The sequence below is a fragment of the Shewanella marinintestina genome (assembly GCF_023283845.1).
Lineage (GTDB): Bacteria > Pseudomonadota > Gammaproteobacteria > Enterobacterales > Shewanellaceae > Shewanella > Shewanella marinintestina.
This window is the reverse complement of sequence record NZ_JAKILC010000007.1, coordinates 64,301-87,486: the sequence shown is the minus strand read 5'-3', so window position 1 is coordinate 87,486 and position 23,186 is coordinate 64,301. Positions and strand designations below refer to the sequence as shown.

The 23,186-nt window shown below is 43.7% G+C and carries 18 protein-coding genes; 7 read left to right on the top strand and 11 right to left on the bottom strand.

Annotated features, from left to right (window positions below):
* Positions 1-65: 65 nt before the first annotated feature.
* Genes L2747_RS09650 through cobA form a run of 4 tightly spaced genes read right to left on the bottom strand, consistent with a single transcriptional unit; the run spans position 66 to position 5,029 of the window.
* Entirely contained in the window at positions 66-1,790 is a 1,725-nt protein-coding gene (locus L2747_RS09650; protein WP_248998828.1) for an SLC13 family permease, read from the bottom strand.
* Positions 1,791-1,792: 2 nt separating this feature from the next.
* Positions 1,793-3,232, bottom strand: a complete 1,440-nt coding sequence (gene cysN / locus L2747_RS09645) for a sulfate adenylyltransferase subunit CysN (RefSeq protein WP_248998827.1) — start codon at positions 3,230-3,232, stop codon at positions 1,793-1,795.
* Positions 3,233-3,278: 46 nt separating this feature from the next.
* Positions 3,279-4,187 (bottom strand): sulfate adenylyltransferase subunit CysD, encoded by a 909-nt coding sequence (cysD, locus tag L2747_RS09640; RefSeq protein WP_248998826.1) that lies wholly within the window; start codon positions 4,185-4,187, stop codon positions 3,279-3,281.
* A gap of 26 nt (positions 4,188-4,213) precedes the next feature.
* On the bottom strand, positions 4,214-5,029 hold the full coding sequence (gene cobA, locus L2747_RS09635; protein ID WP_248998825.1) for a uroporphyrinogen-III C-methyltransferase: 816 nt from the start codon (positions 5,027-5,029) through the stop codon (positions 4,214-4,216).
* A gap of 548 nt (positions 5,030-5,577) precedes the next feature.
* Between cobA and L2747_RS09630 the strand changes: the two genes are divergently transcribed.
* The 3 genes from L2747_RS09630 (at position 5,578) to L2747_RS09620 (ending at position 9,079) form a co-directional block, all read left to right on the top strand.
* Positions 5,578-6,510 carry a phospholipase A gene (locus L2747_RS09630; RefSeq protein WP_248998824.1) on the top strand — a complete coding sequence of 311 codons (933 nt, stop codon included), beginning with the start codon at positions 5,578-5,580 and terminating at the stop codon, positions 6,508-6,510.
* Positions 6,511-6,629: 119 nt separating this feature from the next.
* The gene (locus tag L2747_RS09625; RefSeq protein ID WP_248998823.1) at positions 6,630-8,123 is read left to right on the top strand and encodes a S41 family peptidase; all 1,494 of its coding nucleotides are present in this window, start codon (positions 6,630-6,632) and stop codon (positions 8,121-8,123) included.
* A 95-nt stretch (positions 8,124-8,218) separates the two neighbouring features.
* Positions 8,219-9,079: a PA4780 family RIO1-like protein kinase gene (locus L2747_RS09620; RefSeq protein ID WP_248998822.1), complete on the top strand. Its 861-nt coding sequence runs from the start codon at positions 8,219-8,221 to the stop codon at positions 9,077-9,079.
* 89 nt (positions 9,080-9,168) lie between these two features.
* Here L2747_RS09620 and L2747_RS09615 read toward each other — a convergent pair whose 3' ends face one another.
* From L2747_RS09615 to L2747_RS09590, 6 genes are all read right to left on the bottom strand, one after another.
* Positions 9,169-9,741 carry a peroxiredoxin family protein gene (locus L2747_RS09615; RefSeq protein ID WP_248998821.1) on the bottom strand — a complete coding sequence of 191 codons (573 nt, stop codon included), beginning with the start codon at positions 9,739-9,741 and terminating at the stop codon, positions 9,169-9,171.
* 170 nt (positions 9,742-9,911) lie between these two features.
* The gene (locus L2747_RS09610; RefSeq protein WP_248998820.1) at positions 9,912-10,337 is read right to left on the bottom strand and encodes a DUF3010 family protein; all 426 of its coding nucleotides are present in this window, start codon (positions 10,335-10,337) and stop codon (positions 9,912-9,914) included.
* A 138-nt stretch (positions 10,338-10,475) separates the two neighbouring features.
* Positions 10,476-12,200 carry a hypothetical protein gene (locus L2747_RS09605; protein ID WP_248998819.1) on the bottom strand — a complete coding sequence of 575 codons (1,725 nt, stop codon included), beginning with the start codon at positions 12,198-12,200 and terminating at the stop codon, positions 10,476-10,478.
* A 748-nt stretch (positions 12,201-12,948) separates the two neighbouring features.
* The gene (locus L2747_RS09600; RefSeq protein WP_248998818.1) at positions 12,949-13,716 is read right to left on the bottom strand and encodes a phosphoadenylyl-sulfate reductase; all 768 of its coding nucleotides are present in this window, start codon (positions 13,714-13,716) and stop codon (positions 12,949-12,951) included.
* A complete protein-coding gene (cysI, locus tag L2747_RS09595) occupies positions 13,709-15,406 on the bottom strand; it encodes an assimilatory sulfite reductase (NADPH) hemoprotein subunit (protein ID WP_248998817.1) in 1,698 nt (565 codons plus the stop codon). Before cysI ends, L2747_RS09600 begins: the two co-directional genes overlap by 8 nt.
* Positions 15,407-15,484: 78 nt before the next feature.
* On the bottom strand, positions 15,485-17,281 hold the full coding sequence (locus L2747_RS09590; RefSeq protein ID WP_248998816.1) for an assimilatory sulfite reductase (NADPH) flavoprotein subunit: 1,797 nt from the start codon (positions 17,279-17,281) through the stop codon (positions 15,485-15,487).
* 345 nt (positions 17,282-17,626) lie between these two features.
* Here L2747_RS09590 and L2747_RS09585 point away from each other — a divergent pair, with 345 nt between their 5' ends.
* From L2747_RS09585 to L2747_RS09570, 4 genes are all read left to right on the top strand, one after another.
* Entirely contained in the window at positions 17,627-18,841 is a 1,215-nt protein-coding gene (locus L2747_RS09585) for a Re/Si-specific NAD(P)(+) transhydrogenase subunit alpha (RefSeq protein ID WP_248998815.1), read from the top strand.
* Positions 18,841-19,116 (top strand): NAD(P) transhydrogenase subunit alpha part 2, encoded by a 276-nt coding sequence (locus L2747_RS09580; protein WP_012153916.1) that lies wholly within the window; start codon positions 18,841-18,843, stop codon positions 19,114-19,116. Before L2747_RS09585 ends, L2747_RS09580 begins: the two co-directional genes overlap by 1 nt.
* A gap of 6 nt (positions 19,117-19,122) precedes the next feature.
* The gene (locus L2747_RS09575) at positions 19,123-20,505 is read left to right on the top strand and encodes an NAD(P)(+) transhydrogenase (Re/Si-specific) subunit beta (RefSeq protein ID WP_248998814.1); all 1,383 of its coding nucleotides are present in this window, start codon (positions 19,123-19,125) and stop codon (positions 20,503-20,505) included.
* A gap of 149 nt (positions 20,506-20,654) precedes the next feature.
* Positions 20,655-22,016, top strand: coding sequence for a MipA/OmpV family protein (locus L2747_RS09570; RefSeq protein WP_248998813.1), 1,362 nt, complete (start codon positions 20,655-20,657; stop codon positions 22,014-22,016).
* 78 nt (positions 22,017-22,094) lie between these two features.
* Here the strand turns inward: L2747_RS09570 and L2747_RS09565 are convergent, their stop codons facing one another.
* Complete coding sequence (locus L2747_RS09565) at positions 22,095-23,177, bottom strand: rhomboid family intramembrane serine protease (RefSeq protein ID WP_248998812.1); 1,083 nt, start codon at positions 23,175-23,177, stop codon at positions 22,095-22,097.
* Positions 23,178-23,186 lie beyond the last annotated feature (9 nt).

Here is a 23,186-nt window from a genome sequence, read left to right as displayed (position 1 = left end):
GTGAGGTATTGATAACACCGCACTACTGCTGCCTAGGTAAATACCCGCCATAAAAGCAGGTTAAATTAAAATGGAAATAAGGCTGGAACCATTAACAAGACGATTGCCGAATACAGTAAAGACAACGGCAAGCCCAGCCTAACAAAATCACTAAATCGATAATTACCTGCGTTATAAACCATCAAATTAGTTTGATAACCATAAGGCGAAATAAAGCTCGCACTCGCGCCAAAAACCACTGCTAATATAAATGGCCGAGTATCGACGCCATAATTCATTGCAATGGCGTAAGCGACAGGGAAAGATAGCGCTGCCGCCGCATTATTGGTAATAAGTTCAGTCAGTAACAGGGTTAATAGGTAAACAGCCACAAAAGCTGCAAATACTCCGTAGCCATTAATTGCCCCTAGAATAAATGCAGCGATATCATCTGCAAGTCCGGTTGATAACATTAAATTGGCCAAACTTAAGGCACTACCTACAATGACCACTAACTCAAACGGGAAGCGCCGCTTTAACTCTGCCAGGCTAACTGCACCTATGGCAATATAACTCATCAGCAGTAAAACAAGCCCTTTTACCAGAGGTAAAACTCCGGTTAAGCTGGCTAAAATAGTCAGCAGGAACCCTCCTAGCACCCACTGACTGCGCCTGGTGTCTAAACGAACACTTAGATCCAGACCGCTCACAGCAGCAAACTCTGACGCCAATTTAGTATTGCGACTAAAGCTATCACCTGGAGTGATTAGCAATACATCTCCAGCTTGCAGTTCAATATCACCTAATCCGCCCTTCAATGGCTGATGCCCACGACGAATCGCTAATACTGCACCATCAAATTTTTCCCTAAAGGTCGACTCTTTTAATGAGCGACCAACTAAAGTAGAGCTTGGTGCCAGCACTGCTTCAATCAGATTCTGACCTTTAGCTTGTTGCTTACCAAACCACTCTAGACCGTCAAATTGATGCAGTAATTCGACCGACTCGACCGCGCCACTAAAACGCAGCACATCTTCACTTTGCAAGACTAAATGCGGTGGTACTGGGCAGATGCGGATCCCACTCCGTTCAAGCTCAACCAAATACAGCTTCTTAAGAGCACGTAAACGGTTATCTTGTACGCTTTTTCCTATCAATAACGATTCTTTAGCGACCCTAGCCTCAAGTAAATAAGGCAAGGTTTCCTCGGCATTATCTTCACGTCTATCAGGTAACCAATTAGCCAATAAAACCAGTAAACCAACACCTGCGACAACAATCACAATACCGATAAGAGAAAACTCGAAGAAACCTAAAGGCTCAAGTCCGGCATTTTCAACAAATGAGTTAACAATCAAGTTAGTTGACGTACCGATTAACGTCAGCGTACCGCCTAAAATTGCCGCGTAAGACAAAGGCAACAATAATTTAGCTGGCGCATGAGCTTGATTGCGGCGCACCACACCAATGAGTGAGGCTACAACCGCTGTATTGTTAGTAAAAGATGATAGTAGCGCCGTCGATAACCCCAATTTAGCTAAGGTCGATGCCAATGAGCCACGGCCCACCATCTGGCTTAACTTACCCAGCATTGAGGTCTTTTCGAGTGCCGCCGTAGACATAATTAGCAGCACTAAAGTGACTAAGCTGGCATTGGTAAAACTCGACAGCGCTGTTTCAAGCTCAACCATTCCTAACAAGTAGGTGGTGAGTGACGCTATAAAAAACAGCGCCGCAGGTGTCCATAGTCCAGCCATTAAGGCCACGACTAAAGCAAATAAAATGCACGATAACACCCACAAATCAACCACGGTTAACCTTCTACTTTACTAATATCAATTGCTTGCCAATGAGGATATTGCTTACGAATTAACGCGTTAAGCTCAAGTTCAAAATCGCTATATTGCTGTACTTCTTTAAGCTCTTTAGAACTAGATACAGCCATAACTGCCGCAACGGTTGCATTCGACAAACGATCAATCAAGATCATGCCGCCTGTGTCTCTCACTAAGGTATATGGGTCAATGGCAATTGATTCATTTAGCTCAAGTGTTACGCGTGCCATGTCATTAAGACCAATACTGTCGCCTTCGTTACGATCTAACGTATTAACATCAACAACATACTCTATTTTAACCACGCTGGCTTGTAGCTTTTTACCCGCAACTTTTAAATCATAAAGTTGATTCAATTGCAGTGGTTTCTCATCCATCCAAGCAATGTCTGCACTAACGTGGTTGGCAATCGCTGGCGCATTTTCTACTTGAGATAATAAGTCACCTCTTGAGATGTCAATTTCATCTTCAAGGGTTAAGGTGACCGCCTGGCCTGCTATAGCTTGCTCAAGATCACCATCAAATGTCACAATACGCGCGACTTTACTGCGCTTACCTGAAGGTAGTGCGACTAGCTCGTCACCTACATTAATCACACCAGATGCCAGCGTGCCTGAAAAGCCCCGAAAATCGAGATCTGGGCGTTGCACATATTGCACCGGAAAACGCACAGGTAGGCTAGTAAGCTCACGGCGGGTATCTATCGTTTCTAAAAGCTGTAGCAGTGTGCCGCCGTTATACCAAGGAGTTTGGCTACTTGCATCAACAACATTGTCGCCTTTAAGTGCTGAAAGCGGCACATAACGAATATCAATATCACCTAACTGCTCTGCAAAAGCAGCAAACTCAGCTTGAATGTTATTAAAGACTTTTTCATCAAAGCCAAGTAAGTCCATTTTATTAATCGCAACCACGAAGTGACGAATACCAAGCTGTGACGCAATAAAAGCATGGCGGCGAGTTTGAGTTTGCACTCCATACCGCGCATCGACTAACAACACGGCTAAATCACACGTTGAAGCACCTGTTGCCATATTTCGAGTGTACTGCTCATGGCCCGGCGTATCGGCAATAATGAACTTGCGCTTGTCACTTGAGAAATAACGGTAAGCCACGTCAATGGTGATCCCCTGCTCACGCTCTGCTTGCAGGCCGTCCACTAACAAGGCTAAATCAACTTCTTCGCCAGTTGTGCCTAGCTTGGCACTGTCATTCTTTAAGCTTGCTAGCTGGTCTTCATATATTTGTGCACTATCGTGAAGTAAACGTCCGATTAAAGTACTTTTACCGTCATCAACACTGCCACAAGTTAAAAAGCGTAATAAGCCTTTATGTTGCTGCAGTGACAGGTATTCTTTTACGCCTAAATCTTCAAGTTCTGCCGCCAGGCGTGTGTTGTTATTTACTGCTTGGTTCATAATGATTCCTTAGAATTCTGTATTCAAACCGTCCCTACGGGCTGGTTTAGAAGTACCCCTGACGTTTTTTCAGTTCCATTGACGCGCTTTGGTCTGAGTCAATAAGTCGGCCTTGTCGTTCACTCGAACGAGTCAGTAGCATCTCTTCGATAATCTTTTCTAACGTGTCCGCTTCTGAATGCATCGCTGCTGTAAGTGGGTAACAACCTAAGGTTCTAAAACGTACCAACTCCTCCTTCGGTGTTTCGCCTTCAGCTAGCGGCATTCTTTCGTCATCAACCATAATCATCATGCCGTCACGTTCAACCACCGGGCGTTTTTGAGCAAAGTACAGTGGCACTAGCTGGATATTTTCCTGATAGATGTACTGCCAAATATCCAGTTCAGTCCAATTTGAAAGCGGGAAGACACGAATACTTTCGCCTTTATTTACTGCGCCGTTGTATGTCCGCCATAACTCTGGACGTTGATTCTTAGGGTCCCAGGTATGGTGTTTATCGCGAAATGAATAGACACGCTCTTTAGCTCGTGATTTTTCTTCATCGCGACGCGCCCCACCAAATGCGGCATCAAATCCATATTGATTAAGCGCCTGCTTTAAGCCTTGGGTCTTCATAATATCTGTGTGCTTGGCACTTCCATGTTCAAATGGATTAATTCCCAACGCTAGGCCTTCAGGATTTTTGTGGATCAACAGATCAAAACCAAACTCTTTAGCTTGAGCATCGCGAAATGCGATCATCTCTTTAAATTTCCAGTCAGTATCGACATGCAATAATGGAAACGGGATCTTTCCTGGGTAGAATGCTTTGCGAGCCAAATGAAGCATCACAGAAGAGTCCTTACCGATGGAATACATCATGACAGGATTATCAAACTCAGCCGCCACTTCACGAATGATTTGAATGCTCTCAGCTTCCAGTTGTTGCAAATGGCTTAACTCTTTCGTGGCCATGCTAATTCTCCGTATTCTTCAATCAATTATTTAAGTTGTGCAGCTAATTCAGTGGTCTTAATTTGGTTTGATTGGGGTGTAAACCAATTAAGCGTGTCGGCGAGTTCAACAACCTCACCAATGACCATCAGTGCTGGCATCACTAAATCTGGGTGGCTAGCTAATTGTTCTATATTGTCGAGCGTACCAATAAAGGTTTGCTGACTCGATGTAGTGGCTTTAGAGACAATTGCCACAGGTGTTGCTGCGATGCGGCCAGCACCTAACAACCCTTGCTTAATCAAGTTGGCATTCAATATTCCCATATAAACTACTAAGGTATTATTTGGGTTGGCATAACTCTGCCAGTCCATCGGTCTGCTTTCTAACTTGCAATGGCCGGTAATAAACGTCACACCTTGGGCGTAATCACGGTGAGTGAGTGGAATACCCGCATAAGCAGCGGTACCACTTGCAGCCGTAATACCCGGCACGACTTCAAAGTCCACGCCTGCCGCGACAATAGTTTCTAACTCTTCACCACCGCGGCCAAATATAAACGGGTCACCACCTTTAAGTCGCACTACATTTTTGCGGGTATATGCCTTAGTCACCAACAGCTGATTAATTTCGCTCTGAGCTGCACTATGCTTACCAGCACGCTTACCCACTGCAATTTTTTCTGCATGAGGTGGAATGAGCGCGAGAATATCGTCACTTACCAATGCATCGAATAACACAGCATCAGCATTTTGCAGCACTCGGTATGCCTTGACGGTCAGCAAATCGACATCGCCAGGCCCAGCCCCTACCAACCAGACCTTTCCTGTACTGGCTTGGCCAGGTAAAGCTACAATTTCCATTCCGCTACCCCACTGCTAATTTGTTAGAGTGAAATATAGCTGCCTGCTTATTCCATAATAAATAGATAATTATTACTTTTTATAACTTTTTGTTATTTAGAAATATTCAACTCATTGTTAACGACCAGTCTGACCACCTAAGTAATTGTTTAACAAACGTTAAATATTAAGGCTCTATTTATTCAGTTCGTAATAGTGAGCAACCCAGTGCGGTTTTGCACTAACTTATTGCATTTAGGTATAGTTATTTCTCAATACAGGCCTCTAAGATACCACCGCAACCGCTGCCATCCAATTCAACTTTACCCCGCAACAATGTTACTGAAGTGATAAACCCCTGTTAATGCAAGTGCCAGCTAGGTAGAATATTTTACCCACAATAGAAAACTAAAAACCGCGTTGATACCAATCACAATAAACAAGTCGCTACAGCTTTTTTAGGCAAGGACATAAAACAGCACTTAATAAGTTACAGATTATTTTTTGTTGTTACTACGACTGTAGTTTTACGCTTATAACGCTTGGTATTGCTAGATTTAGGGATAGTTATGAACAAACTAGCTTGGCTAATTCTGCCATTGAGCTTTTGCTGCACTTTTGCGTTACAGGCAAATGAAACTGACACCAATAAAGATGATATTGAGGTCAAACCTAAGGCTGAAGAGTCATTAGTTGATAAACGTATTTCGGAAGAAAGCGCCACAGGAGATCTTCCCTACGTCATCACACCTCATAAAGTGAACTATATTCTGCCAGTGACGTACAGCAAATCTCCAAATATGGCTCCTTTTGAACAGCAGCAAGAGGAACAACCCTTTACCTTAGATAATATGGAAGCCAAGTTTCAAATCAGCTTTAAGTTTCCACTTTGGCATAATGTGTTTGGTGATAATGGCCATCTATTTGCCGCCTACACTAACCAATCTTATTGGCAGGTTTACAACAAAGATATCTCTTCGCCGTTTAGAGAAACCAACCATGAACCAGAAGTGTTTATGGTATTTACAAACGATTGGCAACTGGGGCCTCTTACCAACTCTTTTTGGGGAGTTGGCGCAGTACATCAGTCTAATGGGCAGTCAGGTTCGCTCTCACGCAGTTGGAACCGTCTCTACGGTATGATGGTCTTTGATAACGGTCCGTTTGCTCTTGAGGCTAAAGCTTGGTGGCGAATACCTGAAGACGAAAAAGAGACTCCTGAATCGCCGCGCGGTGATGATAACCCTGATATTACCGATTATATGGGCAATATAGAGTTCACAGGAGTGTACGGCTTAGATGAACATCGTTTTACGCTCATGCTACGTAATTATATTCAAAAGCCTAACTATGGCGCCGTGGAGTTTACTTGGAGCTACCCGATCTTAGGTAACTTAAGAGTCTATACCCAATACTTTAATGGCTACGGTGAAAGTTTAATCGACTACAATGTACATAACCAACGAATAGGTATCGGGGTTTCAATTAACGATATTCTGTAGCTTGCCTGTAAGCATAACTTTTAACGGGCATCATACAGTAGCCATAAAGCTCGATACCAAAACACATCTAAAGCAAGCTTGAAAGCCTGTGCGCCAAGCTTGCATAATAAGGATGGTTTATGCTTTTGAGCTTTAGGGGCACGATTTCGGCTTTCACAATACTCATGTTTGTGAGTATTGTGCAGCTGTTATATCTAGCTTTTTATCCAAGCACTTTTGCCACTCAATTAAACCGCCAACAATACCAACAAGACATACAGTTTTTTGTCGACGTGATTAAGCAACGATCAGCTTTTGCTGTTCTCAGCCCGCAAGATTTACAACGCATTGAAACTGAAAGCCAAAAGCTTACGCGGTCAGCAAGCAAACAAACCTCAGCAGCGGCGCTAGAGCAACAGCTCCAGCAACTGATAAGTAAGCTTAATGATCCAGCCGCTTCCGTCTCTCTGATATCCAGCACACAAACAGCTGTAACTTTACCTTTAGCTCTGCGCTTTGATGGAGAGCACTGGCACGCCTTTTCTAACAAGAAAAAGCTATTGGCAGAAGACTTACCTTATCTAACCCATATAGATGGTATTCCTATGAACCGCTGGGTAAAGGCCGCCCAAGTTTATCTTGCCAATCCGTTAAAGCAATCGGCTCAAGCCCAGACTGATTGGCTTCAGCATATTACTAAATTACGCCAAGACATCGGCCTTGCCGCTAACAAAAAGGTTGTACTAACTCTCAGTAATGGTGAAGTGAGTGAGCAACATACACTAACACTCGCTCATGAATCGTCTGATACCGGTGGCTTGCAACCTTTTACAGCATCTACTCCAAGCCACTCAATAGCTAATTCTGAGCATCACCTTCTGCGTTTTGAGGATGAGCTAGACTCTGCAACGATTAAACAGCTATCTCATCTATTGGCTCAAAAAGAGCTATATTCCCAACAGGAGAGTCGCTCACCACTCACACTCGATATCCGCGCTATAAAGTCGCCACAGCCTCAACTAATGGCGTTGCTGCAGAGTCATTTTGGTCAAGCTAATCAATCTACCAGTATCGGCTTACTGCGCTATAAACGTTTTGCTACATCAAGGGCAGAGCATATTGCCAATCAATATTTCTCTATTGCAGAGCTGAGTTTTTTTGAGCAATCTCGACTGCTTAATCACGGATTTAACAATGCACTAAACCAAAATAGCGCCCTCAGTGACTTTTTAGTGCGCCAACATCAAAGCTCGCCAAACTCTGCTGAAATCAGCCAGCAAAAGCTCACGTTATTAATCGATTCTAGCTGCGAGCTAGAATGTGAGTGGATAGCACTCGCTTCCCTCAATTGGCCTAACGTTGAGCTCATCGGTGAAACCACTCGTGGCAGCTTAAGTCCGCGTTATTATGCCACCTTACCCAATAGCGGAATTCAGCTGCAATTTAGCCAAGGCATTGTCTATTCACCAAGCGGTCAGCTAATCTCGGGCATTGGCTTAGCTCCAGCAATGCAACTTAACCATCTAGCCTTTGAAGACGAGCAGGTTGTTGCACTCATTGCCGCGCAAAAACTAACTCGTTCACTCGCTCCACTTAAAGGTACAGTAGCTATTGCGACTTTGGAAAAACGTTAGTCATTATGGTCAGTTGGAGCTAATAAATGTCATTTTTTTTTATGATAATAAGCGAACCCATTCCATCACCAGGCTAACTAAGGTATAAGAGCCCCATGAAAACCCCAAAACGACTCCAACCTCTGGTTGATGAAGGACTAATTGACGAAGTGATTCGTCCATTAATGAGCGGCAAAGAAGCCGATGTATACATAGTTAGATGTGGTGATGACGTTCGCTGCGCCAAAATTTATAAAGAAGCCGATAAACGTAGTTTTAAAAAAGCTGTCGAATACCGTGAAGGTCGCAAAGGTCGTAACTCTCGCAGAACCCGTGCGATGGAGAAAGGCTCCAACTACGGCCGTCAGGAACAAGAACAAGCTTGGCAAAATGCCGAGGTTGATGCGCTATTTCGCCTAGCGAATGCCGGCGTTCGCGTGCCTACCCCATACGGATGCTTTGACGGCGTATTGCTAATGGAGCTAATAACCGATGAAGCTGGTTACGTTGCGCCACGGCTAAACGATGTTAGCCTAACAGCTGAAATGGCGACAGCGCATCACGCTTTAGTTATGAAAGATGTGCAGCGTATGCTTTGCGCAGGCCTTATTCACGGTGATCTTTCTGAGTTTAACGTGCTACTTGATCATACTGGCCCGGTAATTATAGATTTACCCCAAGCCGTAGATGCCGCAGCAAATAACAATGCTAAACGTATGCTACTGCGTGATGTGAATAATATGACTCAATATTATGGTCAATTTTCGCCAGCACTATTGACGAGTAAATATGCTCAAGAGATGTGGCTAAAGTTTGAGTCTGGCGATTTATTACCAGACACAGTGCTTACAGGCCAATTTGTTGAAAGCGAGCACAGTGCAGACATTGAATCAGTATTGGCCGAAATCCAAGCTGCATTTGAAGAAGAGCAAGAGCGTAAAGCACGTATTCAAGCTGAAACAGAAGATGAATTTTAGACTTAGCTAACGCTTACAAATCGCGGTTAGTAACGCCTTTAACTAAAAAGCCCAGCGATTAGCTGGGCTTTTTAATGTCATCAAGCCGTTTACTCAACTTGAGCTGTTTCGCTATTATTTACTTCTTGCTCTTGATTAACTTTTTCAACATTGAGCTCAGCTAACGTAGTTGCAATATCTTCTGCTGCAGTTTTAGCATTGATATCTTCATCAATTTTAAGGATCTTGCCGTCAGTGCCGATATAAAAGGTCACTCGGCTTGCCACACGCACTAAATTTAGAACGTCATAAGCTTTAGCCGTTTCTTTAGTCGGATCGCTAAGCATCGGGAAGTCCGCTTTTTGTTCCCGAGCAAAGGCTTGGTTATCTTCTAAGTCATCAACGCTTGCCATCATATAAACCGCATTGTACTCACGAATAAGATGTCCCTTTTCTACTAACGATTTACATTCTAAAGTACACCCGCGAGTATTCGCCATTGGGTACCAAGCCAAAACGAGGTTTTGCTTACCCTTATAGTCACTAAGCTGATAGAAATGGCCATCGGTTGCCTGTAGTTTAAAATCAGGAGCTACATCACCAACTTTTAAATCGGTTGCAGCAGCTGTAAGTGGCAATAGCAAAAATGCTATAAAACCTAGTTTTGAAAGCTGTTTAATCATTATTTTATCGCCTTATCAAATTATTAGAGCTCATAGAGCCCTATGTTGAATCCTGTAAACCTAGCAAAAGCTTCACGTTAATCAACCATACGCTTCACCGCTGAAAAAGATCATTGTTGCCATTAAATACTAGCTGCTCAATCACTTATAACCTGAATTTTTTATAACACCTATGCGTTTAAGCACTCAAAAGCCAAATCATAAGCTTTACCTAAATCAACCGTTTTAGGTTTCGTAGATTTCAATGCTAAACAACGCTTATCTGTCGCCCGCAGCGTTGCAGGGTGCACAAACTCAAGTTCTTGTTCAATACTTGCCAAGATAGCCCCTTCCATCAAGAAGGTTCCCGCTCCACCAGCACCTTGCCCAGTGGTGGCTCGACGATTTAATACCACTTTATTAACCTTATGCTCGCTAATATAGCCCTGCAATTGCGTGATAAAGTTTTTAACGTCTGCCTGGTTCGGATTTTTAATCAAACTAAACTTGCTTACTTTAGGCGCTATAAGCTGATGAGTTGCTCGATTACCTGCTAAGGTCACCACTCTAACTTCATTCGCTTTTAAAAATATGCCACAAACTACCTGTTCGCCCATCACCACTCCACACCTACACAAAAATAACTGAGCCTGTTAACCATATTCCTCAACGACACTGCATTTCAAAGAATAAATAGGCCATAATAAAACGCCAGCCTATGGCTGGCGTTGCGCGATGATTATGGCATAGTTCGCTTATTGAGTTGAGCGCGAGTCGAGGTGCGAATCGATTTGAAAACCTTTTTGGTCGATATCCAAACCAAACTTAACGCGCATATCATAATGCTTCATCATTTCTAACTCTTCAGGCACTTGCTCACCCGTAAGCTCGATAAAAGTCAGTAGCGGCTTAAACATTTTCATGTAATCAGCAGACATTAGCATCAAGCCATTATTGGCAAGTGCTTCTTGCCCTAGAGAGTTAGCGACAGCTTCACCTTTATCACCTGCAAACAGCACTAAATGATTACCTTTAACAGCCAGTTTTGGCGAAATATTCATTTCAGGTGGCAGCGGTAACATGCTGCTTAGATCAATTGCATCACCATTCGTCGGTAATTGAACGCTAGCAAGCTCTGGAGAAAATGACTTAGCCATATTGAATAGCATTGCTGGGTTTTCAGCAGATAAGCTGATCACAGCGTCTACACTCTCTAACTTAGGATCATCTAAGTCGTCAGCAATTTTATAATCAATAAGCGAAACACCAATACCTTTAACACCATTAGCCATACCTGTAGCCATACCTAACATAGCGGGGTTTTGCTGGCTCATTTGCGCTTGCATTTCCGCCAAAGGCGCACACTGGTACTCAGGTGTCAGCATGTCATCCCAGATAGCAGTAAGTGATGGCACCATTTGGTTTACATCAATGCCTACGCCCATGGTAAATACACTATTATCGATATCTTGCACGTATGCAGGAATAAACCCGCGTAGCTTTTGATAGGCATCGATCAGTAGCTTGTTTTCACTCTCTATTACCGTTCTAAAACCAAATGAACTCGCACTATCGGTTACCTTAAGCTCATCATAACCAGCAACGGTACGCGGCCAATTATTCGCAATAGAAGCTAGCTCAGCACTACACGCTGGCGTTCTTAATTCTTCAAATGGATCTTCATCAGCCATAGCGAATAATTTTGATAGCTGACCTGCCAATTGATTACCGTCAGTACTGGTTAGCGCCGTCACAATCTCTTTATGATTGATATAGCTAATCCCTTCATTGGTAAAGCCATGCTTAGTAATGATGTCTTGAATGATATTTGCATCAGTAATAGAGTGATCTACGGGCGTCACACCTAATGCAGTTTCAAGTAAAGTTGCATCGCTAAACGAGGTACTAAAGGTGGTTGTCAACAAACCATCATGCACAGCAAACACTAAATTTATCTGTTCTTCTTCTGTCTCACTAGTGAGCTTATAACTGCGGTAATCAACCCCTTTTAAGTTGGCATTGATATGCATCAAGCCACTCTCTGCTTCAGCTTTATCCAGTAAAGCCCAAACAGCGTCAGCATTTTCAACTTCGATTTTTAATACCGGCATAGCGCCAAGAGTATAAAAATAACTGCGAATATCTGCAGCAAAACCAAAGGTCTTAATGAATGTTTCGCCATCTTTCATGGACGCCATATAAGACTTCATCAAGCTGACAAAAAACTGGGCTCTAGGATCGTCTTCTTGCTCAAGCTCATCTAAGACGTCAACAGGGTACTGCCTGTAAGCTTCAGGTAAAGAGTTAATATAAGATTTAATAGGGAAAGGTGTGAGCTGCGCAGAAAATAAAGGGGTATCAGCAGGTACATAGCTTAGTACTGCATTATCGCTCGTCGACAAGGGCGCCGATTGCTGGCTATACCAATATCCACCCGCACCTACAGCGACAACTGCCGCGGCAATAAGCATCTTATTCATTCAAAACTCCATTTATAATTCAATTTATCCAATAAAAGCGAAACAACCTATTAGCGCAGCAATACTACAACATTGTCCCTACTTATTACCAACTTAAGCAAAAACACATTTAGGCTTTACTAGCCACTTCGAATCAAAATAAGCCAATTATCATCAGTAGTCGCCAGCGCAAGTAATTGACCTACAGCCCAAAAAAACAGTGTAAATGCTATAGAAAGCGACGCTACAAACCATCGAAGATAAGTACAACTAGATAGGGAAAGTACAAGAGGGAGAAGAGGTTACCTCATAAAATGAAAACCCCAGAGACTCCATAATAACTGGGAGACCTGGGGTACAAATTGCTTGATAAGCAGGCGCTAGCAAGCCAATCAAAGCACTCAACTTTTGCCCTTATATGGCTACAAAAGCTAAGCTTGGTTTATCTGGTTACTGACGGCTCTGCCTGTAATGCTTAGCTGGCTAATAAGTTAACCAGTGGAAGACTAAGTATTACTTGACCCAATAGGGTCTGATACAGAACAGTTCCCTAAAACCATCTACGGGAACTTTGGACTATAGCCTAAAAAAACTAACTGTGCATAACCCTGTGAGCAAAAATGTACAAAATAAATTATTTTTAATACTAAAGGATTAAAAAGTTAATATTTACATACTCTTGACAAAAGCTCCTTTGTATACAAAGTTAACACTTAGCAACCATAGATAGCACGATAGTACCACTTATAACCTTATCGCGTTGGCAATGTTAGATATCAAAATGCAACCCGCACTCTCGCTTTAATCCATTAAAACGAGTTTCCTCTTCGCTCATGCCCAGCTCAAGTGGTTTACTCGAATGGGTATCTCCAACGGATACATAACCTTGATCCCATAATGGGTGGTATGGCAGTTCAAACTCGGTTAGGTATTCATGTACCTGTTTATTACTCCAATCAATAATCGGCAATATTTTATAGCGTTGTCCATGAATCGCTAATACTGGCAAGTCTTCACGTGTACTCGACTGTGACCGTCTTAAGCCCGCAAACCAAGTCGACACATCTTGCTCAGCTAAAGCACGTTGCATAGGCTCAACTTTATTGATTTGGTTATACTTATCTAAACCATCAATATCTTGTTCCCACAGTTTACCAAAGCGAGCTTCTTGCCAAGCAGCACTAAATGGCGATGCGTACACTTTTAAGTTAAGCGTTAACCTTTCAGTCAATTCATCAATAAACTGATAAGTTTCATTAAACAGATAACCAGTGTCTGTCAGTAACACCGGAATATCAGCCTTTTCAGTACTCACCATATGCAGCATTACCGCCGCTTGAATACCAAAACTAGACGATAGTGCATGATTGCCTGGTAAGTAAATTAACGCCCAGCGAACACGCTCGACCGGTGTTAATTGCTCCAAAAATGCATTAACACGTTTTAATTCCGTTTGTTGCTCAACTTTCGGTGCATCCAATAAAGCCTTGAGTTCATCCGCCGAAATAACAGAGTCAACAGCTTGGAGATTAGCCATGAAAATCCTTAGCCGCATCATTTACAGCTGCAACCACACCGCTACGCACAGTGTAATTACCAAAAGTTTCACCTGTTTGTCTCTCTGCCACATACTGCGCAAACAAGGTATCTAACTCCGAGAGGATTTCCGCTTCTTGGATATTCTCTCGGTACAGTTTGTTTAAACGTGTCCCTTCAAAGCTGGCGCCAAGATAAAGGTTATAACGTCCCGGTGCTTTACCGACTAAACCAATTTCTGCTGCGAAGGGTCTAGCACAACCATTAGGGCACCCAGTCATACGAATAACGATGCCTTGATCTAGGAAGCCATGCTTTTCTTGCAACGCTTCCACTTTAGTTAAAAAGTCAGGGAAATAACGCTCTGCTTCCGCCATGGCTAACGCACAAGTCGGCAGTGCCACACACGCTATTGAGTGACCACGGGTTTCAGTAATTAGCTTACCCATTAACCCATGCTGCCTTGCTAATGCTTCAACTTGTTCTTTATCGGCAGCGGGGACGCCTGCAATAATAATGTTTTGATTAGAGGTCATACGGAAATCACCTTTATGGATCTTGGCGATTTCTCTCAAGCCTGTTTGCAGCGGTTGACCCGGTAAATCTTTAACACGGCCACCTTCAATAAACAGAGTCAAATGCCAGTTATCGTCCACACCTTGTTTCCAGCCATAACGATCACCACGATCACCTATCACCACATCACGCTTTGGCTCGAATTTAATACCAGTACGAGCTTCGACTTCTGCTTTAAACTTATCAAAGCCATGTTTCACTATGGTGTACTTTAAACGTGATAGCTTACGGTTTTCACGATTCCCCCAATCACGTTGAATCGTCATTACCGCTTCAGCAAATTTGAGGGTATCTTCCGCTTTGATATAACCAAAATCATCTGCTAAGCGTGGGAATGTAGCAACTTCACCATGAGTCGAGCCCATGCCACCACCGGCAACCATATTAAAACCAATTAACTCATCGCCGTCAGCAACGGCAACAAAGCCAAGGTCATTAGTGTAAACATCAACGTCATTATCAGGCGGTACAGCAACTGCCATCTTAAACTTGCGCGGCAGATAAGTTTTACCGTATACCGGCTCAACTTCTTCACCTTCTGTGGTCACCAACTTTTCATCATCGAGCCAGATCTCTGCATAGGCTTTGGTGTGCGGCAGCATGTTGTCAGATAGCTTTTTAGCGTAAGCGTAAGCCTGCTGATGCAACTTCGACTCAACTGGGTTTGGATTACACATCACGTTACGGTTAACGTCACCACATGCGGCGATAGAATCTAGAGCTTCACGGTCAAGATCTTGAATAATCGTTTTAAGGTTACGCTTTGGTATACCGTGGTACTGAAACGTTTGGCGCGTCGTTAAACGAATACTGTTTGAGCTTGTAAGGTTTGAAGCAATTTTATCTACCGCCAACCACTGCTCAGGAGAACACACACCACCGGCTACTCGGGCGCGTAACATAAAGCTATACAAAGGCTCTAGCTTTTGCTCTTTACGCTCGTTACGTAAGTCACGGTCATCTTGCTGATAAAAACCGTGGAATTTGATCAACTGCTGATCGCCTTCACTAAAGGCACCAGTAACCGCTGTATCTAAGCCTTCTTGGATGGTACCGCGCAAATAATCGCTGTCGGTCTTCAGGTATTCATTTACTGCTAACTTTTGCTCACTCATAGCAAGGCACTCTCTTAAAATTCTTTTGGTTTTGCGCCTGCTTTAGCATGGCGTCGCTCATCATTGACAAAATGGAGCCTAATAGACGTCTTTTTGATAACGCTTAGCGGCTCTTAATTCTTCTAAGTATTGCTCAGCCTGCTCTGGCTTTTTATTGCCGTACTTCATCACTAAGTCCAACAACGCTTGATGCACATCTTTCGCCATACGCTCTGCATCACCACAAATATAAAAATGCGCACCAGATTCAAGCCACTGCCACAGTGCTTCACCTTGCTCAGCCAATTTGTGCTGGACATAAACTTTGTGCTCTTGATCGCGAGAGAAAGCGAGATCAATGCGTGATAATTCGCCACTTTGCAGATACTGCTGCCACTCTGTTTGATATAGGAAATCTTGCTCAAAATGCGGATTACCAAAGAACAACCAAGCCTTCCCTTCAGCACCTTGTGCTGCACGCTCCTGCATAAAGGCTCTAAATGGAGCGACGCCAGTTCCAGGACCAACCATAATCACCGGGGTGTCAGGATTTTCAGGCAAACGGAAGTGATTGTTAGGCTCAACATAAACTTGTACCGTTTGCCCTTCTTCGGCGCTGGCAAGGAATTGCGATGCACCACCAAAGCGGGCCACACCATCACGCTCATCTTCAACCAAGGCTACGGTTAAGTGAACTTCTGATTCAACTTCAGCTTGGCTTGACGCAATAGAGTAAAGTCTTGGAGTAATACCGCGCAGAAGGCTAACAAATTGCTCTGCGGTAACGCTAGCGGGGAACAAACGCACTAAATCGGCAACTTGGTGGTTATTAACAAACTCACGGGTCAGCGACTTATCAGCACTAATAGCCAATAGCTTTGGATCTTGGCTTAGATCAGCCCAGCCAGTCACTAAACCTGGATATAACTGTGTTAACTCTTTCTTATGAGTCAACGCCTCAAGCAAGCTAAGCTTTTCTTTACCGACTGTAACTGCTTCGTTCGCATCAAGCTTTAAACTCCTCAGCAGCTCAGCAATCAAATCTTGTGAATTGGTAAACCACACACCTAGTGCATCACCAGCTTGGTAGTTGAGTCCAGATTCACCGAGCTCAATCTCAACATGGCGCACATCGCGGTCAGAATCACGACCCGTGAGTTTTTGGCTAACCAAGAGCTCTGCGCTATAGGGCTTTTGTTTGGTGTAGCTGCTAGTTGTTACGTGGCTAGAAGCTATCGATACCACGCTCGCACCGGCTGTTTGAATAAGTGGCTTAACCGCTTCTAATACATCCGCTTGCCACTGTTCAGCCTGCTCTTGGTAATCAACGTCACACTCAACTAACGGCGCAATCGCAGTTGCCCCTAAAGCGTTGAGGCGAGACTCAAAGTCTTTACCTGTTTGGCAGAAAAACTCATAACTTGAATCCCCTAATGCAAGCACCGAATAATTTAAGTTATCCAATTTAGGGGCACGCTTTGAGCTTAAGAATTTGTGCAGTTCAATCGCATCATCCGGCGCATCGCCTTCACCATGAGTACTCACCACTAACAGCAATAAGCTCTCTTGCTTTAATTGGCGAGTTTTATAATCGCCCATCGAAACCAAGTTAACCGCATAACCCTGAGCCTGTGCTTTTTCTGCAAGCTCTGAAGCAATGCCGCGACCGTTTCCAGTTTGGCTACCATAAACAATCGATATGGTTTGTTCAGCACCAGCATCGCTGCTGCCAGCCGCTTGTGGTAGTTCAGCCGTTCCTTGCTCAGATGTTGCAGCAAGATAGCCACTAACCCAAGCAAGTTGAACGGCACTCAGCTCTGCAGTGAGCTGCTTTAACTTATCAACTTGGCCAGCAGAAAGCGGCGAAGCGAGTGAGGAAAGCTCTTTTAACAACATGGAAACGGCCCTGTATCAGTATATTGTTGGCAAGCTTAGCCCCTCCCAACAAAAGAAAAAAAGAATAAAAGATAATTTTTAATTCGATTTAGGAATATACAAAGCTCAAAAATTAAGCTACAAAAGTAACTAGCGAATCAATAAACTGGTTTGCAATAGGGTTTGCTAGCGCAAACTTCTATTCAAAAGTGTGGCTTAGCGCAAATTTTTCAGTCTGACCAGTCCATAAAGTGGGATATTGAAAAATATGCGCTTGTGTCTAGATTAAGAGTCGCCACAATATGCATCCTGACAAATAAATGACATCTGTCCCGACGAATGTCCTCAACAGAGAGGTTTACCTTTGTGAAGCTAGGTCTACCCAAAGAAAGTCATGCAGCTGAAAGTCGCGTTGCGCTTATTCCTGCCAATGTGACTCGACTGCTTAAAAATAACCTACAAGTTCTTGTTGAAAGTGGCGCTGGCAGCAATGCAGGCTTTACCGATGAAGAATACATTCAAGCAGGCGCATCGATTGTGTCTCGCCAACAAGTGCTAACTGAAGCAGATATCATCACAGTAGTAAACGCTAAAGATGAGCAACTTGCAGAGCTATCGGCAGCGATTAAACCTCAGCAAATTGTTATTGGTATGATGGATCCACTTGCGCAGCCACAAAATGCACAAACTATTGCCGCAACAGGTGCAACCGCGATTGCGCTAGAGCTTGTACCGCGCATCACTCGTGCACAAAGCATGGATATTCTGTCATCTATGGCAACCATTGCTGGCTATAAAGCAGTGCTACTTGCAGCCCATAAAGCGCCGCGACTATTCCCAATGATGATGACCGCAGCGGGTACCTTAAAACCAGCACGCGCCTTTATCATGGGTGTGGGTGTTGCGGGTCTACAGGCTTGTGCTACAGCAAAGCGTTTAGGTGCTGTCGTTGAGGCATATGATATTCGCCCTGCCGCGCGTGAACAGATCATCTCTGTTGGCGCTAAACCAGTTGAGCTTGACCTCGAAGCTGAAAATACTGAAACCAAAGGTGGCTATGCAGCAGAACAGTCTGATGACTTCTTAAAACGTCAGCAACAAGCGATGGCGAACGTACTTGCACAGCAAGATATTGTTATCACAACAGCAGCAATTCCAGGGCGTAAAGCACCGATCCTTATCACCAAGGAAATGGTTGATGGCATGAAGAGCGGCACCATTATTGTCGATCTTGCTGCTGAAACCGGTGGGAACTGTGAACTAACCGAGCTTGATAAAGAAGTCGTTTACAAAGGTGTCACCATTCTTGGGCCATCAAATGTACCGGGCACAGCTGCAAACCATGCTAGTCAGATGTACGGCACTAACATTGAAAACCTGCTTAAGCTACTCGTTAGTAAAGAAGGCGAGCTAAACCTCGACTTTGAAGATGAAATCGTCAAAGACACTGTTGTTGCTCATCAAGGTGAAGTAGCGAGTGCACGTCTGCGCGACCTTTTAGGCTTACCCGCTTTAGAAGTTGCTAGCCCTAACGAAGACTCAATTGAAAGCGCTAACTCAACCACTTCGGAGGCTAAATAATGGAAATTTTACTGCTGTTAACTCTATTTGTGGTGGCGGTATTCTTAGGTGTCGAGATGATCACCAAAGTACCACCAACGCTGCACACACCATTAATGTCAGGCTCAAATGCGATTTCAGGGATCTCTCTGGTTGGCGCACTGCTTTCAGCAGGTTCTGGTGCAGGCATCTGGGTCAACGTATTAGGCTTTATTGCCGTAGTACTTGCCACGATTAATGTTGTCGGTGGTTACATGGTAACTAACCGCATGCTAGCCATGTTCAAAAGGAAATAAGCCACTATGAGTACGACGATTATTTACCTCGCCTACCTTGTAGCGGCAAGCCTATTTATTTTAGGTATTAAAGGGCTAACTAAGCCACGTACTGCGGTTCGTGGTAACCAGCTTTCAGCACTCGGTATGTTTATCGCGGTAGTGGTTACACTATTCGATCAAAGCATTCTAAGCTACGAGTGGATTATTGCTGGTGTGCTACTTGGTAGTGCTATTGGTGCTGTAATGGCAACGAAAATCCAAGTAACCTCAATGCCACAAATGGTAGCTATGCTTAATGGTTTTGGTGGCGGTGCCTCGCTATTTATTGCCCTAGCAAACTTCCTTGACCCTAGCTCAGCCACCCACACTGTTGCGCTTGTCTCTATTACTGCAACAGTGATTATTGGTGCCGTAACGCTATCGGGTTCATTTGTCGCTTTTGCTAAGTTGCAAGAGTTGATCTCAGGTAACCCAATTAAGGTACCGGGTAATAAAATCCTTAACGCGATTTTACTTATCAGTGCCATTGGTCTTGCCATTGCTATCGTAATGGACCCAAGCAATATCAACCTGATCTACGCATTAGTTGCGGTTTCACTAGTACTTGGCTTGTTATTGGTTGTGCCAATTGGCGGCGCCGATATGCCAGTTGTAATTGCTTTGCTTAACTCATATTCAGGTATTGCTGCAGCAACTACCGGCTTTATTACTGGCAACACAGTATTGATTGTATCGGGCTCTCTGGTTGGTGCATCGGGTATCATCCTGACACAAATCATGTGTAAAGCGATGAACCGTTCACTGTTTAACGTACTATTTGGCGTAATGGCTGAAGGTGGTGAAACAGTTGATGCTGATGAAGTTTACGCTGGTAAAGTAACCTCATCATCGCCAGAAGAAGTGGCGATGCTACTTGAGACTGCTGAGCGCGTTGTTATTGTTCCAGGTTACGGCTTAGCGATGGCGCAAGCCCAGCATGCTGTGCGAGAGCTCGCCTCAGTAATGGAAGCGCGTGGTACCCAAGTACTTTACGCTATACACCCTGTTGCGGGCCGTATGCCAGGCCATATGAACGTACTACTAGCTGAAGCCGAAGTGCCTTACGAGCAGTTGATTGAGATGGATGAGATCAACCCTCAGTTTGAGCAAACTGACGTAGCAATTGTGATTGGTGCAAACGATGTAACCAACCCAATGGCTCGTGAAGATAAAGGCAGCCCTATTTACGGCATGCCGATCCTGAACGTCGATAAAGCTAAAACAGTAGTTGTCGTTAAGCGCTCATTGAGCCCAGGCTTTGCGGGTTTACCTAACCCACTATTTGCTATGGATAACTCATTGATGCTGTTTGGCGACGGTAAAAAAGCCATTGTTGAACTGACCCAGAGTCTAAAAGAAGCCGATTAATGGCCTACTAACTATTAATCATCTAAAAGGTCGCTATATGCGGCCTTTTTTATTAAGCACTATTTAACCCTACATTGTTAAAATAATGTGATTCATGATTCAAAACGCAGTACTCTTACTCACAGTACCCGCGCTAACAAGAATAAAATATGACACTGAAAATACAGAGCTTGTTACCTTTTAGTTTACTCATCGCCAGCGCTACATTGCAGGCAGCAGAACAGCAATCACCCATGCCGCCACCGCCAGTTGAGCTTGCAGCAGAGCCTGAAGTCCAATGGCCTAATAACTGGGGCATAGGTATCGGAGTGCGCCGCGGTGATATCCCCTACGCTACCGAGCAAGACGAAGTCTACGACACTTTGCCATTAATCTACTTTGAAAATGATTATTTCTATATCAATGGCATGGAAGCGGCAGGCCATATCTGGAAAAACGATAATCACCAGATAAACCTCTATACCCGCTTTCGCTTTGTTGATATTCCGAAAGAGCTGCAAAACGAATCGCAGTCGCAAGCTTTTGACTTTGGTCTGCAGTACCGTTTTGTTAAAGATCAATGGGACTTTGATATCGCCTTTTTATCGGACTCCAATAAACGCAGTTACGGTTACAGCCGTACCCAGTACAGCTGGCAATCAGGTGACTGGACTCTTAAGCCCTATGCTGAGTTTCAATGGAAAAGTGCAGACTTTAATGACTATTACTATGGCTTGGAGCAGTATGACGTCGGTGGCGGCATCGCCTTTAATGCTGGTATAAAAGCCCGTTATCATGTAGCGAGTAACTTATATCTGCTTGGTCAATTCGGTGTTGGTCGTCTTGAAGATGACGTCTACCACCTACCGACCATTAATAACCGCTTTCAATATGAATCTTTCTTCGGTTTTGGCTTCTATCCTGAACCAAACAAGAAAAAATACTCTGCGCAACCTGTACAAAAAAAGCGTAAAGAGGGCAGCGAATACATACGCGTCGCCCATGGTTGGGCTACGCCATCAAACCTCAATGCCATCTTAAAGTGGCAAACTAAGACTGACCCATATAATAACCAAATGAGTTCAGTATTTTACGGTACTCAGCTAACGGATAGCCTATTCAACCTGCCTATCGACCTCTACTTAACTCCGGGTGTTGCTTGGCATTACAGCTCAGAAGTACAAGACGATATTGCTGAAGCCGTAATTGCTGTAAAGGCCTACTATACCTTTGAACTAGGACCTCGATTTAGACTCGGTGTTGCTGAAGGTTTATCTTATGTCAGCAACGTAACTCACATTGAAGGCTCGGAGCTTGATATCAAAGGCTATAAGCCTTCAAAGCTGCTTAATTACTTAGATTTCTCTCTCGATGTCAACGTCGGCGATATTTTTAATTCTGCTAAGTTAGACAATATGTGGTTGGGTTATAGCATTCACCACCGTTCAGGGATCTTCGAGTCCAGCTCAGCTTTTGGACGTATTAGCGGCGGCAGTAACTACCAAAGCGTATATCTGCAGTGGCACTTCTAAGCTATTAATATACCAATAAAAAAGGCCGCGTCAGCGGCCTTTTTTATTTATACGGCTAATATAAGCAGCCTGAATGTATTAACGGGCAACTTTTAATTCATCCGAATTTAGCATACTTAAGATTGGATTATCACGCATCACCTGCTTTTTCAGCACTAAGCCAATACTAAGCCCTGCAACAAAACCACCAATGTGCGCCCAATAAGCTACACCACCACCGCCAAAATAAGCACCAGCAAGATTCATCAGTAACCAAATAGCAAAAAATGCCATTGGCGACAGTTTCTTTTGATAAATGATGAACATAAAGGTCAAACTTGCATGCCTAAACCAAAGTAAATACATACCAAATAGTCCGGCAATCGCACCGCTTGCACCAACCATGTAAATCGACGAGCTTGGGTCTGAAATAATATGCCCTGCAGCAGCGGCAAAACCACATATCAAATACATAGTTAAAAATCGACTGTGCCCCAAAGCATCTTCTAAATTATCACCAACTACGTACAGAAAATACATATTACCAATCAGGTGCATCCAGCCACCATGCATAAACATATGACTCACCAAGCCAGTAACATGTTGCCCCTGCACTAAATCAACCGGCTTTAAAGCAAACGTATCGTAAATCCACTCAGTTGCGTTTGGTTGCAGTACTGTGGCAATAAAAATAAAGGTGTTAATCGCAATTAAGGTATAGGTTACCCAAGGTGTACTTTTAGGCTTAAGGTTATACTCCATCGGCATTTGCATTAAAAATTGAAATAGCCAGGTCTTAAGGTTTACCTTTTTATTTAACTCTTCTAATGCGGCGTGAATTTGCGGTGACTGCACCACTTTTTCACGCTCATGTTCATCAATCCAAACACCGGTACAAGAGTGGCATATATCAATTTCAACATGGAAATCATCCATTAAATGGTAATGGTGTAAAACCTCATCACAATGAACGCAGCTTTTTTGAGACGGCCCTTTATAACAACCCAATGAGTTCTCAATACCAACACTATCATTACCATTATCGGCTGCAGAAAGCGCAGCATTAAGCTCACCACTGTCAAACCAAATACCACCGCAAGCAGTACAGCTATCGACTTCTTGACCATGAAAAAAAGACACTCGCATTTCGTCGCTAGCGCAGCCTGGACACTTCAAATTCATCATATTTCC